Consider the following 14,850-nt stretch of genomic DNA (forward strand, 5'->3'; position numbering starts at 1 on the left):
ATGAGATTTTTAATGTTAAGTTTGCTTATGATGGTTTCTCTTATCTCTTCGGCATTTGCCGGAGAGATAAAGGGGAATTTCAAATTTCCTTCAGATATTGCTGTTAAGAAAGGTAATATTTTCGTGGTGGATGGCTTAAATAACAGGGTTGTTAAGCTTAATGAAGATGGAGATGTTGTTTCTACTTTTGCTGTGAAGAAACCTTACGGTATTTATGTTTCAGATGAAAAAATTTACCTTTCAACCACAGATGGAAATATTTTGATTCTTGATTTTTCCGGAAATGTTCTTAAAAAGTTTAATGTTGGTGGAAGGCTTGTTGACCTTGTCGTTCTTGGTGGGAAAATATGGGTTGTTGATGCTTCTAATGATTGTGTAAAAATTATCTCTGAAGATGATGGAAATCTGGTTAAAATTGTTGGTGAGAAGGGCTCAACACCTGGAGAGTTTGTTTCTCCTTTCATGATAGCTACTGACGGTGATGAAGTTTACGTTGTTGACTCTATCAACGCACGGGTTCAGGTATTTAACAAAAAAGGTGAGTTTGAAAGAACCTTTGGAGAGTTTGGTATTGAGGAGGGAGATCTTTTCAGGCCTAAAGGAATAGCTGTATTTAACGGTGAGGTTGCAGTTTCTGATGTGATTACCGGGGCGGTTCAGCTTTTCAACCCCTATGGAGCGTTTGATGGAGTTGTTGCAAAAGGATTACAGTATCCTATGGCTATAGCTTATGAGAAAGGTGTAATTTATGTGCTTGAGCCTCTTAAAAACAAGATACTTACATTCAAAGTACAAGGGGTTAAATAATGAGGAAGACCTTAGCTATACTTCTATCAGTGGTTGCTATACCAACAGTTTCTCATGCGAAGAAACTTGAGAAAAGCATGAAGAAGGACTGTCTGGTGTGTCACCAAAACTGGCTGTTAGAAGCTAAGGTAAGCTCTCCTAAGCTTCTTACTGATAAAAAGATTCTTGCTGGTGACACGATAATGTGTTTAACCTGTCATGATGGTTCTATGGCAGATGACAGGTTAACTTTCCTTAACTTTGATAAACATTCTCACCCGGTTGATGTGAAAGTTCCGGATAATATGGATATTCCTGATAAGTATCCTCTTAATGACGGGAAGCTATTCTGCGGTACCTGTCACACGCCTCACTCTGAGGTTGGCAGTCAGGATAAACTTGACTACACGTTTATGAGATTTAAGAACACAGATTCTTCTATGTGTATAGATTGTCACAGGAACAATACAGGACATGGTAATCACCCTGTGCTTGAAGAAACAGCCGAGAAAATGTCTCCTGAGATTGTTGCAAAGATTAAAGAGCTTAACGGTAAAGTGGGAGAAAATAACGAAGTTACATGTCAATCATGTCATGCTGCTCATAAAGGTCAGGGAGAACATGCTTTAATAGTCTCTAATAAAAACTCTCAACTTTGTGCAGTATGTCATATGGAAGAAGTTAATTCCCCTGAACATAAAAATCCTATGTCTCATCCGATAGCTGTTTCTGTTGAGGAAGCTGGTGTTAATCCTGAAAGAATAAACTTAAAGCTTAACGGAAGCAATATTGAGTGTTATTCATGTCATAAAGTTCACCACTCTCAAGAGGAAAAGCTACTGGCAGAGCAGAAAAAGCAGCTTTGTGTGGCGTGTCACACTTCTGAAGCCACTGTGCTTCACAGCAAGCACGCCTTTGAAGATAAAGATGCCTGTCTTGAATGTCACACCGCACATAAAGCTGTTGGTCCTAACTTGTGGGGTAGAGAGCTTTCAGACAAAGCGGAAAGTTATGCTGTCTTTCTTGAGGCTGGAGAGAAAGATAGAATGTGTATCTCCTGTCACTATCCTGGTGGTGAAGCGCCGGATATGGGAACAATTTCTCACCCGACAAATGTTAAAAGTAGCGTGAAATCGCTACCTCTTGATGATGGAAAGGTAGCATGTATGTCATGTCATGATCCTCACAGATGGAGTGTTGTTGATAATCCTGTATCAAAAGCTGATGCGAGCTTCTTGAGAGTTCCAGAAAGAGAGCTTTGTGGAAGATGTCACGCAGGTAAGCTTGAGTGTGCTCAAGGTGTTCATGCTAATATTAAAAATAGAAACGTTCTTGGGGAAACATCCGATAATGCAGGTGTTTGTGCTGCGTGTCACGTTCCGCACAGGGCTACAGGTAAGTATCTTAAAGGTGTTGAAGGTGCTGAAGGAAAAGATGCTGTTACAGCATTTTGTATGGCATGTCATGGAGAAGGTGGCGTAGCAAAAGCTAAAGTTATGTCAGGTAAGTTTGCTGATCACCCTGTTGATGTGATGACAGAAGATGGAAAGCTTGTAACATGTGCAAGTTGTCATAATCCTCATAATGCTAAGAAGTTTGCTCTTGCTGCACCTGTTAAAGGAGATTCTGCTTTATGCCTTGAGTGCCATAAAGGAAAGAGTGTGAAAGAGACAGCTCATTATCTTGTTGATAAAGATGAAACTATAATGGAGCATGGTCAGTGTTACGCATGTCATAAGCCTCACAATCCTGAAGGTCCTACACTCTGGAGCAGGGCTCTTGGAGAAGGTAAGACAGTTAATGAGAAACAGTGTACATCATGTCATGCAAAAGGTAAGATGGCAGCTGATTTAACAACAGGTAAAATAACCCATCCACTTGGAGGAGATGTTGTTTCAAATGACCTTCCTGCAATCAACCAGCAAACAGGAACACCGGGAATGGGAGTTCTTGATTGCGGCAGCTGTCATGACCCTCACGGTGATGCAAAAGCTTCTCCGTTTCTCAGGCTTTCCAATAAAGGCAGTCAGTTGTGTATCTCCTGTCACAAAGAAGAAGTTGCTATTAAAGGTACAGGACACGATATTAATGGTCAGATGTGTGCTGCGTGCCACGTGCCTCACCAGGCTAAAAGTGCATTCTTGTGGAAGATGGAGCTTAAGAACTTTACATATCCAACTGGAGAACCTGTTGATAGAGCGTCAACATACTGCCTTACCTGTCACAATGAAAGCGGCATAGCTTCAGATGCAACAGTTAAGTATTATTTCCATCCGTATAAAGACTTTGATCTTGTTGCTTCTGATAGACCTGGCAGAAAAGGTAAGTGGCCGCTTTACGCTGAAGATGGTTCAGAAGTTGAAAGAGGTGGTGCTATAGCCTGTGAAACATGTCACGATGCTCACATTCATGGAAAGACATACTTCTTAAGAAATAAGACAGTAGCTGGAAGTACATGTGTTGACTGTCACGGAGATGAGGCTGTGATAAGATATATGTGGTATCATACAGATAAGGTTCGTCAGCCTCATCCAAGCTACAAATAATTGGTAAGAGGAGGAAACCTCAGATGGCAAAAGAGATGACAAGTAAAGAGTTTGAAAGATATGCATGGAAAAAGGCATGGATAGTTCTTGCAGCTACATTTATAATACTGTTTGGACCATGGATTATGGTGTGGGTTGTTAAGTTTATCCATTGGTATGCACAGTCTTTCTTTATGTGGCTTTAATAGTATTGGAAAATTGGAGGTGAAGGATGGGACATACTCACGATCCTGTAGTTGAAGAAAAGATGCAGAAGATTAAGTATTTTAAGGACTGGATTTCTGCTTTTCAGCTTTTAGTTGCTCTTTCTGCTTTGATTATCACATGTATTTATTGTCTTGGTAATATATGGCATCTTTATATGATCTTTTTCGGTGGTGGACATTAAAGGAATTATGAGTTTTAACAGGGGTAAAAGGGTTCTTATAGGGATTCTTTTACCCCTTTCTCTTTTTTTCTGCTTTTCCTGTGAAGAGCCTGTTGAAACCTTTTCATCTGATAACACGATTCTTGGAAAAACTGTTAATCTTGAAAATGTAAAGTTTGAAAAAGGAATATACGGGGGAACTCTTTACGATTCAACATCTTCAGATCCGAAAACTTTTAATCCTGTTTTTGCCCATGAAACATCTTCAACGGTAGCTGTTGCCGGTATTTTTGAAGGGTTGACAGATGTTGATATTAAAACGTTGAAGCCTGCCGGCAGGCTTGCTGTTTCCTGGGAGTTTAAGGACAACGGAACAACCTGGGTTTTTCATTTAAGAAAAGATGTTAGATGGTCTGACGGTAAACCATTTACAGCAGATGATGTTGTTTTTACCTATAATAAAATCTACTTCAACCCTGAATATCCAAACTCTGTTAAAGATATGTTTGAGATAGACGGAAAACTTCCGAAGATTAAGAAATTAGATACATACACGGTTGAAATAAAACTTCCTCAGCCATTTGCTCCACTTTTATACTCTCTTTCGGCGGATATTTTCCCAGAGCATCTGTTAAGGGAAATTGTTGAGAGTGGAAAGTTTAAAACTTTCTGGACGGTGGCAACTTCACCTGAAAAACTTGTGGGAACAGGACCCTATAAACTTGTAAAGTATGTTAACGGTCAGTATCTTGTTTATGAAAAAAATCCTTTTTATTATGAAAGTGATGGTTACGGAAGCAAACTACCTTATGTTGAGAAAAAGGTTATTTATATAGTTCCTCAGAAAGATACTGCCCTTTTAAAGTTTAAAAATAAAGAGCTGGATTTCTATGGACTTTCAGGAGATGATTTTCCATCTTTAAAGAAAGGGGAGAAAAACGGTAACTACACAATTTACAATCTTGGTCCTTCCTTAACTGCCGATTTTATCTGTTTTAATCAAAAAAGAGAAGTTCTTCCTGAGTGGAAGTTGAAACTGTTTTCAAATGCAACTTTTAGAAGGGCTATCTCTCATGCAGTTGATAGAAAGGGTATAGTTTTAACAGTTTATAACGGTCTTGGATTTCCTGTTTACTATCCTGTAACAAAAGCCAATAAGCTTTACTATGACCCTGAAGCTCCAAAATTTCCGTATGATTTGGAAAAAGCAAAAGAGCTTCTTGAGTCTATAGGGCTTAAAGACAGAAATGGTGATGGCTGGCTTGAAACGCCGGACGGTCATAAGGTTGAGTTTTCTCTTTTAACCAATTCAAATAATCCAAATAGAGTTCAGATAGGTTCAATTTTAAAATTTGATTTAAAGAGGCTTGGAATAGATGTTCATTTTCAGCCTCTTGATTTTAATAATCTTGTTGAGAAACTTCTTAATACCCACGATTTTGATGCTGTTATTATCGGTCTGACAGGTTCCATAGATCCTAACGGCGGGAAGAATGTGTGGAAAAGTAGCGGGCAGCTTCATTTGTGGAATCCCAATCAGAAGAGACCTGCAACGCAGTGGGAAGCTGAAATAGATAGGTTGTTTGATGAAGGAGTTAAAGAGCTTGATTTTAAAAAGAGAGTGGAAATTTACAAAAGAGCTTACCGTATAATTGCTAAAGAACAGCCTGTTATCTATATTGCTGCTCCTCTTGTATTTGAGGCTGTTAGAAATAGAGTGAAAAATTATTTTCCAACAATCTGGGGGACATACAAACCCACACGAATTTTTATAAAAGAGTGATATAATTTGTTCTGTATAGATTTTTCTCTTTTGAGAGGGAGGTTTTGATGGTAGAAGAGATAGGTGTGCACATGCCATTGTGGCTTACAATTCCTTTTGCTGGAATTTTGCTTTCAATTGCGGTTTTACCTCTTGTGGCTCCCCATTTCTGGCATAAACACTTTGGAAAAGTATCCGCCTTCTGGGCACTTGCCTGCGGTATTCCTTTTGTGCTTCTTTATAAAGGGGCGGCGGTTCACAGTATTCTTCATACAATACTTGTTGAATATATTCCGTTTCTTGTTCTTCTTGGAGCCCTTTACACAATTGCCGGTGGAATATACATAAAAGGTTCCTTTGTTGGAAGGCCTGTTTTTAATTCGGTGCTTCTTTTTATAGGGGCAATGCTTGCTTCTTTAATGGGAACTACAGGTGCTGCAATGCTTTTAATAAGACCTCTTATAAGAGCAAACAGATGGCGTCAGTATAAAACTTTTACGGTTGTATTTTTTATTTTTCTTGTAGCAAATATCGGTGGTGCACTTACACCTCTTGGAGACCCACCACTGTTTTTAGGTTTCTTAAAAGGTGTTCCGTTTTTCTTTACTTTAAAGCTTATTCCTATATGGGCGACAGCTGTGGCTATAGTTTTAGGAATATTTTTTGCTGTTGATTCATACTTTTATGCAAAAGAGGATAAGACCAAGATACCAAATCCTGATGAGAAGTTTGAGATACTTGGTAAGATAAACTTTCTGTTTCTTTTTGGTGTTCTCGCTGCTGTTTTATTAAGCGGTATTGTTCATCTGCCTCAGATTAATGTTTTGGGAGTTCATCTTTACCTTCAGGATGTATTAAGGGATATAGCTTTGGTTGTTCTCGGTGTTTTATCCCTTCTTCTCACACCACCTGTTGTAAGGGAGAAAAATGAGTTTACGTGGTTTCCTATAAAGGAAGTGGCAATTCTCTTTATAGGTATATTTATTGCCATGATTCCCTGTCTAAAGATTCTTGAAGCTGGCGAGCACGGTCCTGCTGGGAGCTTGATTCATATCCTTTCAGAGCCTTACCACTATTTCTGGACCACGGGAGTTCTTTCATCGTTCCTTGATAACGCTCCGACCTATTTAACATTTTTAATGACAGCTCTTGGTAAATTTTATCCCGGTGTTCCTGTTAAAGAGGCTGTTCATAAGCTTATAGAAACCCATTCTCTATATCTTGAAGCTATCTCTGCAGGTGCTGTTTTCTTTGGGGCTGTTACTTATATAGGAAATGCTCCAAATTTTATGGTTGCTTCAATTGCGAGGGAGCAGGGTGTTGAGATGCCATCTTTCTTTGGATATATAATAAAGTATTCTATCCCTGTTCTTATTACGACGTTTGTTGTGCTTACTTTCCTTTTCTTTATGTAAGGAAATCGTCCAGCGGGGTTAATCAACCCCGCTTTTTATCATCATTTCAAGGGTATGTTTAACAACATCTTTTGGAGAAATATCAAGACATTTTCTATCAAAGCATCTTACCTTTCCGTGAAGAGAACATGGATTACAGGGGAGGTCTTTTCTTATAACAATTCCTTCTTCAGGTAGAGGCGCGAATCCAAAACAGGGATGGGTTGCTCCGTAAATTACTGCAACTTTTGTTTTTACAGCTCTTGCCATGTGTGTGACTGAAGAGTCATTACATATAACTGCTCTTGCGTGTTTTATAACGGCCATAGATTCTATGAGTGAAAGTTTTCCGCAGAGGTTAAATCTATCACTTCCAGCTATTTCCTGTCCCGCTTCTATGTCTTCTTCTCCTCCTACTGTTATAACAGCGTAACCCAGTTTTTTGAAAGTGTCTCCGACTTTTTTAAATTTTTCCGGAGGATAAATTTTCCCTTCCCATTTTCCGCCTGGAGCTATTACTATAAATTTCATAGGGGGAAGATACTTTGAGATAGTTTCTTCTACATTATCTGGAATTGGTATATAGGGTGTTGGATTTTTCTGTATTTTTATACCTGCTTTTCTTAAAGCTTCTGCGTAAAGTTCTGGAACATAGAGATTATATTTTCGTTTTAGAAATTTAAAAATAAGAATTTCTCTTCTTAAAAAGGAGCGTTTGTTGTAAGTAATTGTTTTAAAAGGAAGGAGTTTTGTCAAAAGTTTTGTTTTTGGTATTGCATGAAGGTCAAACACGAAATCATATTTTTCCTTTTTTAAAGTTGCTGCTAATTCTTTTATCCCTCTGAAGGAGAGTTTCTTTTTATCAACTTCCATAACTTTATTTAATCTCGGGTCTTCTTTGAAAATGGTTGCGATACTTTTGTCGGTCAAAAGATCTACCTTGGTATCTTCTTTATTAAGATCGTTGAAAAGAGAGGAGGTTAATATTACATCTCCAATAGCAGATAATCGGATAATGAGAATTCTCATTTTTCACCTTCAATTTTATTTTTGAAATTAACTTATCATAAATTGAACGGTGGTTCAATAGTGGTATGTCAATAGATTAAGATGTAAAATATCTTTTGATTTTCAAAGGTTAGGGGAGCTTTATGAAAAAGGATTTAAGAAAGCTTTTAGTAGAGTTTTTTGTAATTCTTGGTATTAGCTGGATTGTAGAGTTTCTTTATATGGGTTTTAGGGGTGTTGCTGAAGGGACAATGCTTTCCTTTCTTGAAATATCTCTCTCTTTTGATAATGCAGTTATGAATGCTCTTGTTCTTTCAACGATGACTCCAAAGTGGAGGAAGCGGTTTCTTACATGGGGGATGTTGATAGCTGTTTTTGGAATGAGATTTCTGTTTCCGGTTTTAATAGTTTCTTTAACTTCCAATATTTCTTTTAGAGATACTTTGAGTCTTGCCTTTGAACATCCGGATGTTTACGGTAAAGCACTTGAACATTCAAGACCTTTAATTCTTGCTTTTGGTGGTTCTTTTCTTTTGATGGTTTTTATAGACTGGCTTTTTGATGCGGGAAAGGAGCTTCACTGGATTAAGATTTTTGAAGAGAAAGCGTCTAAAATTGCAAAACTTGGAGAAGTAAAGCTTATAGTTGCTCTTTTTGTTATTTTTCTAATAGGGATCCTTAGAAATGATGAGGGTATAACGCTCTCTATGGTTTTAGGTGTTCTACTTTTTGAGATTGTACATTTTGTAAAAAATGCTGTAGAGTATTTTAAGGATAAAGATATCTTTTCAGGAGACAGCGGATGGGCAAGTTTCTTATATCTTGAACTTCTTGATGCCTCCTGTTCTCTTGATGGAACTGTTGGAGCGTTTGCCATTACGCAGAATCTCATCATAATAACTGTGGGACTTTCTGTTGGAGCGTTTATACTTCGTTCTTTAACAGTCTATTTTGTAAATAGTGGAAAACTAAAAACTCTTCCATACCTTGAGCACGGTGCTCACTGGGGTATAGGAGGACTTGGGCTACTCATGCTGTTTGAGCTTTTCTTTGAAATACCAGAAGTTGTTATAAGTTCTTTAGCTTTGGTGTTTATTGTGAGTTCTTTTTATTCCTCTTTAAAGAGAGGGGAAAAGATTGTTGAAAAAATCGGATAGATACCGATAATAACAGATATATTTTAGTTTTAGGAGGGATTTATGAAATTTATGGAAAAGTTGGGACTTGAGAAGATTAGTCGCCAAATATTGTTTATTGTGTTTATTCCTATACTTTTTGTCCTTGTTATTCTTTTGAGGCAAACCTATACGGAATATACAACTGTCTATAGACCTGCTACTGTTGTTAATGAGCATTTTCCTTTGATTAAAAAGATAGCAAAACTTGCACATGACCTTGCAGTGGAGAGGGGCCTTTCTGTTACTTTTCTCTCAAAAGGTGGTGATAAAACTTCAGCTGTCTATAAAAAGCTTTTAAATCAAAGAAGGGAAGTAGATAAGGATGTAGCTGAGGTAGAGAATATTTTGATTACTCATGGATGGGTGGAAAAGCCGGGGATTCCTGTTTCTATGTTAAATGAGATAAGAAGAAAAGTGGATGATCTTGAAATTGATGGAATGGTTATTCTTTCAAAATATACAGATTTAATGAATGAGGTAATTAAAAATATTGAACACCTTGCTACAGTTGATTTAAAAGATACTGTCTTTGAAAAGGACCTTTACTCTCTTTCTTTTTTTCTGAAATATAAAGATACTTTTGGAAGAGAAAGGGCAATTGCATCAAGTATTGCCGCTGTTTTACACTCAGGAGATAACGAATCTTTAAGGGAACTAGAAATAGCGTTTTATTCACTTCAAGATAAGAAAAATACTTTAGGTGAAGTTGTAGAAGCTCTATCTTTTAAGGAAGTTAAAGAGAGGTTTGTAAAATTAAAAGATACTCCTGAATATAAGAAAATTGTATATTTTGAAAATCTTGTAAGGAATGAAGATTTTAATAAACTTTCTTCCTATACTCCGTTGCAGGTGTTTGATATTTATACATCTTTTTTAAAGGTTTTAAAGCAGTTTCAGGATAAATATATTTCTCTTTTAGAAAAGAGAGTCTTGAATCTTTACAGTCAGGCTGAAATAAGAATGGTTTTTGATGTTGTGCTTGTTTTTGCTTTAATTATTATTCTTGTTTTTGTTTTCTCTTTGAGAAAGAAATTAAAGAGTTCCACTTTCGAAATAAGGGAGCTTCTTAACGCTGTTAATAATGGACATTTTGACGTTTCTTTGAATTCAATTGCAGGTAAAGATGAGTTTTCTGAGATTAAAAGACTGATTAATGGACTTGTAAACAGTTTTAAAAATGTAATCTCTGAAGTTGAAAAAGTTTCAAAGGGAATTTCTGAAGGTAATTTTGATGTTTCTGTTGATAGAAAAATATTTAAGGGGGATTTAAAGTCTCTTGAAAACAACCTTTTACAGATAGTTAATACTTTAAAGACCTTTATAAAGGAGATTGATAAAGTAACAGAAAGTTTATCATTTGGAGATATAAAAACGGAAGTTGATGTTTCAAAGTTTAAAGGTAAGTATAAGGATATAGCAGAAGGACTTAATGAAATTGTTGAAAACTTTAGAAAGGTAGTGAAAGTAGTTGATGGTATTACAGAGGATCTTGCCAGCGCTAAGTTTAAAACTTACGATGAAAGGTTGCTACCTGGTGATTTGAGGGAAATTATCATAAATGTAAACAGAGCTTCAGAAGATATAAGAAAAGCTCTTGATACACTTGCAGCTATTTTAGAGAAAGCAGATATAAACCGTGATATTGATGTTGAATCGTTTAAGGGGGATTTGAGGAAGGTGGGAGAAGCTGCAAACACTTTCACTGTTACTATTAGAAGTATTATTAATGAGATAAACAGATTTGTTAATGAACTTGAAAACGGAAATCTGTCTGTAGAAATAGATAATTCCAGGTTTCCTGAATCACTGATTTCCCTTAAAGAAGCTTTACTGGGTATTCAAGAAACTTTCCTTACAATTAAGCGTTCTCTTCTTATGGTAATGAAAAAGCTTGCTGATGGAAATCTTTTAGTAAGAATGAATGAAAATGAACTTAAAGGTGATTTAAAAGAGATAGCTATTTCATTTAATAAAGGTGTTGAATCTCTTGGAAACTCTATAGGTATTTCTGTTAAGACTTTAAAAGAAGCTGTTAATCTGCTTGAAGAGAAGGTAAATAATCTTTCAGAGGTTATGAAAAATATTCTGGAACAGACAGATAAGACGGAAACTGTGTCAACTGAAGTGGAGGAAGCTTCCAGAGATATAGACTCTCTTGCAAAAGAGGTGTTGAAATTAACCGACCTTTCTTCTAAAAACCTTGCTACAGTAAGTGATGCTGAAAAGATTATTGAAGAGATTAAAAAGCTGCTTGATCAAAGAACGAAGGAGCTTGCTTCTATTGTTGAAATAATTTTCCAGATTGCAACTCAAACAAACCTTCTTGCTCTTAATGCTGCAATAGAGGCAGCAAGGGCAGGAGAAGCGGGAAGAGGTTTTGCAGTTGTTGCTGATGAGGTAAGAAAACTTGCTCAAAAGGTTGTTTCTGCAACAGATCAGATAAAAGCTACAGTTTCCAATATTAATAGTGATATTCAGGAAAAGGTTATAGGTAATGTTTCAAAAGCTTTTGAGAATATCAAAGAGTCTATGGAGGAGCTTGAGAAAATTGTTATGACTGTTTCAGAAGGTGCGAAAGAGGAAGCTGAATCTATGGAGAAAGTTGCAGAAACTGTTAAAGATGTTGCAAGTATGGCTTCTGAAAACTTAAATGACCTTAAGGAAGTTGTTGAAGGAATTACGAGAGTATCAGAGAAAATTAAAGAGCTTGAGGAAGAGTTAAATAGATTTAAAACCTGATTGGCAGTTGTGTAGTAAAAAAATAAGGGGGCTTAAGCCCCCTTATTTTTTATGATTATTCTATTATTTCAAGGACGGCTCTTTTTCCACTTTTTGCTGCAACAGAAGAGATAAGGGTTCTTATAGCTTTTGCTGTCCTTCCCTGTTTTCCTATAACTTTACCAAGATCTTTAGGATCAACTTTTAGTTCTACAATAACAGTTCTTTCACCTTCTGTTTCAATAACGTTTACTGCATCTGGGTTGTCAACAAGTTTTTTAACAACGCACTCAACAAGCTCCTTTACTGCGGACATGGCTGCCTCCTGTTTTGAGAATTACTGGGCTACTTCAGATTGGGCAAGTTTAATAAGTGAAGCCACTCTTGGTGTAGGTTCTGCTCCTTTTGCTATCCACTCTCTGGCTTTTTCAATGTCAAGTTTGAGTTCTTTTGATTTGGGATTATAGGTTCCTAAGATTTCTACCGCCTTTCCGTCTCTTTTTGCTCTTTCATCAGTTACAACGATTTTATAAACTGGAAGCTTTTTCCTTCCCATTTTCTTAAGTCTTATCTTTACCAACTTCTCTCCTCCTTTAAAAATCTATTTTGTAAAAGGTAATTTTATACCAAAGGTAATTTAATACAAGCTTACATAAAAGGAAAGGGCATTTTGCCGCCTTTTTTTGCCATCTTTTTCTGCATCTTTTTCATCTGTTTCATCATCATTTTAGCCTGGGCAAACTGCTTTAGAAGAGCATCCACATCTTTTACACTTGTCCCACTTCCCTTTGCTATTCTTCTTTTTCTGCTTGCGTTTATTATTGCGTGGTTTCTTCTTTCTTCCGGAGTCATTGAGTTAATAATTGCTTCTATTCTCTTAAGTTTTTTGTCATCAACGGCTTTATCAAGTTGCTTCATTATTTTTTGACTTGATAATCCTGGAATCATTTTTATAAGCTGTTTTATAGGTCCCATTTTCTGTATCATCTCAAGTTGTTTTTTGAAATCTTCAAGGGTAAACTCGCCTGATAAGAGTTTTTCTTGCATGGAGAGAGCTTCTTTTTCGTCTATAACTTCCTGTGCTTTTTCAACAAGAGAAACAACATCTCCCATTCCGAGAATTCTTGAAGCCACCCTGTCTGGATAGAAAGGCTCAAAGTCCTCTATCTTTTCACCAACACCGGCAAATTTTATAGGTTTGCCGGTAACTCCTTTTACTGAAAGGGCGACGCCTCCTCTTGCGTCTGAGTCAAGTTTTGTAAGAACAATTCCTGTCATTCCGACATTCTCATCAAACGCTTTGGCAATATTTACAGCTTCCTGGCCGGTCATTGCATCTGATACGAAGAGGATTTCATCAGGCTTCACCTCTTCTTTTATTTTTCTTGCTTCTTCAAGCATCTCATCATCTATGTGGAGTCTTCCGGCTGTATCAACTATGAGAACATCGTACTGCTCTTCTTTCGCTTTCTCTAAAGCTTCTTTGGCGATTTTGGCTGCGTCTTTTTCGTTTTGATTAAGATAGACTGGGATATCTATCTGTTTACCTAACTTTTCAAGCTGTAGCATTGCCGCAGGTCGGTATATGTCAACGGATGTTAAAAGAACCTTTTTTCCCTGCTTCTTTAGATAGTTTGCCAGTTTTGCAGCAGTTGTTGTTTTACCAGAACCTTGAAGACCTATAAGAAGGATTACAGATGGTTTACTTTTAAGTTGAAGTTTTTCTGCTTCTCCTCCAAGTGCTTTAACAAGTTCATCGTTTACTATCTTTACAAGTTGTTGAACGGCTGTTACTCCTTTTGTAACTTCTGCACCGAGGGCTTTTTCTTTTATATCTTTGATAAAGTCGGAAACAACTTTGTAGTTTACATCCGCTTCAAGGAGAGCTAATTTTATTTCTCTTAATCCTTTATTTAATGTTTCTTCATCTATCCTTCCTTTTTTGGCTATTTTTCCTATTGCAGATTGTATTTTTTCCGCGAGTGCGTCAAACATCTTTTCCTCCGAAAGGTTAAAAGGTTATTTCTGTTCCTGCTTTGCAATAGATAAATCTATCCTTAAAAGTTTCTTTGAACACCTTTACAGCTTTTTCACCTGTGCAGTGGCAGGGGGCTATGTATTCTGTCATACGTTTTAGTTCTTCGGCAATTTTTTTCACATTTTCGTTTTCTGTTTTATAGAGATGAAACCCACCTAAAATAAGGAAAAGTTTTTCTTCTGTAATTTCTAAAGCTCTTTGGGTTATTTTCACTATTCCCGGGTGAGAGCAACCTGTAATTAGAATGTATCCTTTCGGAGTTTTTCCGATAAAGGCGTGTTCAAAGGAAGGATTATCTATCCCTGTTTCTAAAATTCCTGTGGAAAAGATTTCCGGAGCTATAACTGTGGGAGTAAGTATCGGGACAACAACAGCTTTATCTTTAACCTTTTCTTCCATCTCTTCAGCGTCACTTTCTGGAATGAAAATGTCGGGAGTTTTTGATATGGAGATTACCTTTTCTATGCATCCTGTGTGGTCCCAGTGATTATGGGAGATAAAGATACTTTCTGTTTCTTCAAGAGGAATTTCTGCATTCTTGCAGTTTTTTATAAAAATATCCGGTTTTGCTCCTGTATCAAATAAAATAGGATTTTCTCCGTCAAGAAAAGCACTGAATCCCCAATCACCTATAAAGCCCTCTTCTGCCAGATTATCATATATAACGGTAATACTATTTATCATTTTATTTCTCTTCTCCGTGAATTTGTCCAGTTTAATGATTATATAAGTTTTTGCTTTTTTGAAAAAGTTGAAAAAATTTTTTGTCAAGTTATATTTTACTCTGAAATCTGCCCGGGTGGCGGAATTGGCAGACGCGCAGGACTCAGGATCCTGTGGTGGAAACACCGTGCGGGTTCAAATCCCGCCCCGGGCACCACTTTAAAGGTAGGGGGTGAGCACATTCTCCCCACCCTTTTCCAATACCCCCAGCCTATTAGCCACCACAAAAACATCTTCAAGCAGCACAACAGGGAAACAAGCAACATTAAGATTAAACAAACAATCCCACTTACTCTTTAAAACCTCAAAAGGCGTTCTCCCATTCATACC

The 14,850-nt window shown here is 37.0% G+C and carries 13 protein-coding genes and 1 tRNA gene; 9 read left to right on the top strand and 5 right to left on the bottom strand.

The window, feature by feature from the left end; all coding sequences use genetic code 11:
• The 6 genes from CHB58_RS08495 to CHB58_RS08510 are packed head-to-tail and all read left to right on the top strand — an operon-like array spanning position 1 to position 6,876.
• Positions 1–807, top strand: a complete 807-nt coding sequence (locus CHB58_RS08495; protein ID WP_089323680.1) for an NHL repeat-containing protein — start codon at positions 1–3, stop codon at positions 805–807.
• Positions 807–3,332: a cytochrome c3 family protein gene (locus CHB58_RS08500; RefSeq protein ID WP_089323681.1), complete on the top strand. Its 2,526-nt coding sequence runs from the start codon at positions 807–809 to the stop codon at positions 3,330–3,332. The genes CHB58_RS08495 and CHB58_RS08500 overlap by 1 nt, the downstream gene beginning before the upstream one ends.
• A 23-nt stretch (positions 3,333–3,355) precedes the next feature.
• On the top strand, positions 3,356–3,517 hold the full coding sequence (locus CHB58_RS09065) for a hypothetical protein (protein ID WP_180706469.1): 162 nt from the start codon (positions 3,356–3,358) through the stop codon (positions 3,515–3,517).
• Between the two features lie 26 nt (positions 3,518–3,543).
• Positions 3,544–3,720 carry a hypothetical protein gene (locus CHB58_RS09070; protein ID WP_180706470.1) on the top strand — a complete coding sequence of 59 codons (177 nt, stop codon included), beginning with the start codon at positions 3,544–3,546 and terminating at the stop codon, positions 3,718–3,720.
• Positions 3,721–3,727: 7 nt separating this feature from the next.
• Entirely contained in the window at positions 3,728–5,482 is a 1,755-nt protein-coding gene (locus CHB58_RS08505; protein WP_089323682.1) for an ABC transporter substrate-binding protein, read from the top strand.
• Between the two features lie 47 nt (positions 5,483–5,529).
• Positions 5,530–6,876: a sodium:proton antiporter gene (locus CHB58_RS08510; RefSeq protein ID WP_089323683.1), complete on the top strand. Its 1,347-nt coding sequence runs from the start codon at positions 5,530–5,532 to the stop codon at positions 6,874–6,876.
• Positions 6,877–6,894: 18 nt separating this feature from the next.
• Here the strand turns inward: CHB58_RS08510 and CHB58_RS08515 are convergent, their stop codons facing one another.
• Positions 6,895–7,884, bottom strand: coding sequence for a glycosyltransferase family 9 protein (locus tag CHB58_RS08515; protein ID WP_089323684.1), 990 nt, complete (start codon positions 7,882–7,884; stop codon positions 6,895–6,897).
• A gap of 122 nt (positions 7,885–8,006) precedes the next feature.
• On the opposite strand from CHB58_RS08515, the gene CHB58_RS08520 reads away from it, so the two are divergent.
• Both CHB58_RS08520 and CHB58_RS08525 read left to right on the top strand, forming a co-directional pair.
• The gene (locus CHB58_RS08520) at positions 8,007–9,020 is read left to right on the top strand and encodes a DUF475 domain-containing protein (RefSeq protein ID WP_089323685.1); all 1,014 of its coding nucleotides are present in this window, start codon (positions 8,007–8,009) and stop codon (positions 9,018–9,020) included.
• A gap of 42 nt (positions 9,021–9,062) precedes the next feature.
• Positions 9,063–11,780 (top strand): methyl-accepting chemotaxis protein, encoded by a 2,718-nt coding sequence (locus tag CHB58_RS08525; RefSeq protein ID WP_089323686.1) that lies wholly within the window; start codon positions 9,063–9,065, stop codon positions 11,778–11,780.
• Between the two features lie 55 nt (positions 11,781–11,835).
• Here CHB58_RS08525 and CHB58_RS08530 read toward each other — a convergent pair whose 3' ends face one another.
• The 4 genes from CHB58_RS08530 to CHB58_RS08545 form a co-directional block, all read right to left on the bottom strand.
• Positions 11,836–12,075 (bottom strand): KH domain-containing protein, encoded by a 240-nt coding sequence (locus CHB58_RS08530; protein WP_089323687.1) that lies wholly within the window; start codon positions 12,073–12,075, stop codon positions 11,836–11,838.
• 21 nt (positions 12,076–12,096) lie between these two features.
• Positions 12,097–12,339 (bottom strand): 30S ribosomal protein S16, encoded by a 243-nt coding sequence (rpsP, locus tag CHB58_RS08535; protein ID WP_089323688.1) that lies wholly within the window; start codon positions 12,337–12,339, stop codon positions 12,097–12,099.
• 68 nt (positions 12,340–12,407) lie between these two features.
• On the bottom strand, positions 12,408–13,754 hold the full coding sequence (ffh, locus tag CHB58_RS08540; RefSeq protein ID WP_089323689.1) for a signal recognition particle protein: 1,347 nt from the start codon (positions 13,752–13,754) through the stop codon (positions 12,408–12,410).
• Between the two features lie 16 nt (positions 13,755–13,770).
• Entirely contained in the window at positions 13,771–14,481 is a 711-nt protein-coding gene (locus tag CHB58_RS08545) for an MBL fold metallo-hydrolase (protein WP_245807374.1), read from the bottom strand.
• A gap of 109 nt (positions 14,482–14,590) precedes the next feature.
• On the opposite strand from CHB58_RS08545, the gene CHB58_RS08550 reads away from it, so the two are divergent.
• A tRNA-Leu gene (locus tag CHB58_RS08550) sits at positions 14,591–14,677 on the top strand.
• Positions 14,678–14,850 lie beyond the last annotated feature (173 nt).

This window comes from Desulfurobacterium atlanticum (genome assembly GCF_900188395.1).
Taxonomy (GTDB): domain Bacteria; phylum Aquificota; class Aquificia; order Desulfurobacteriales; family Desulfurobacteriaceae; genus Desulfurobacterium_A; species Desulfurobacterium_A atlanticum.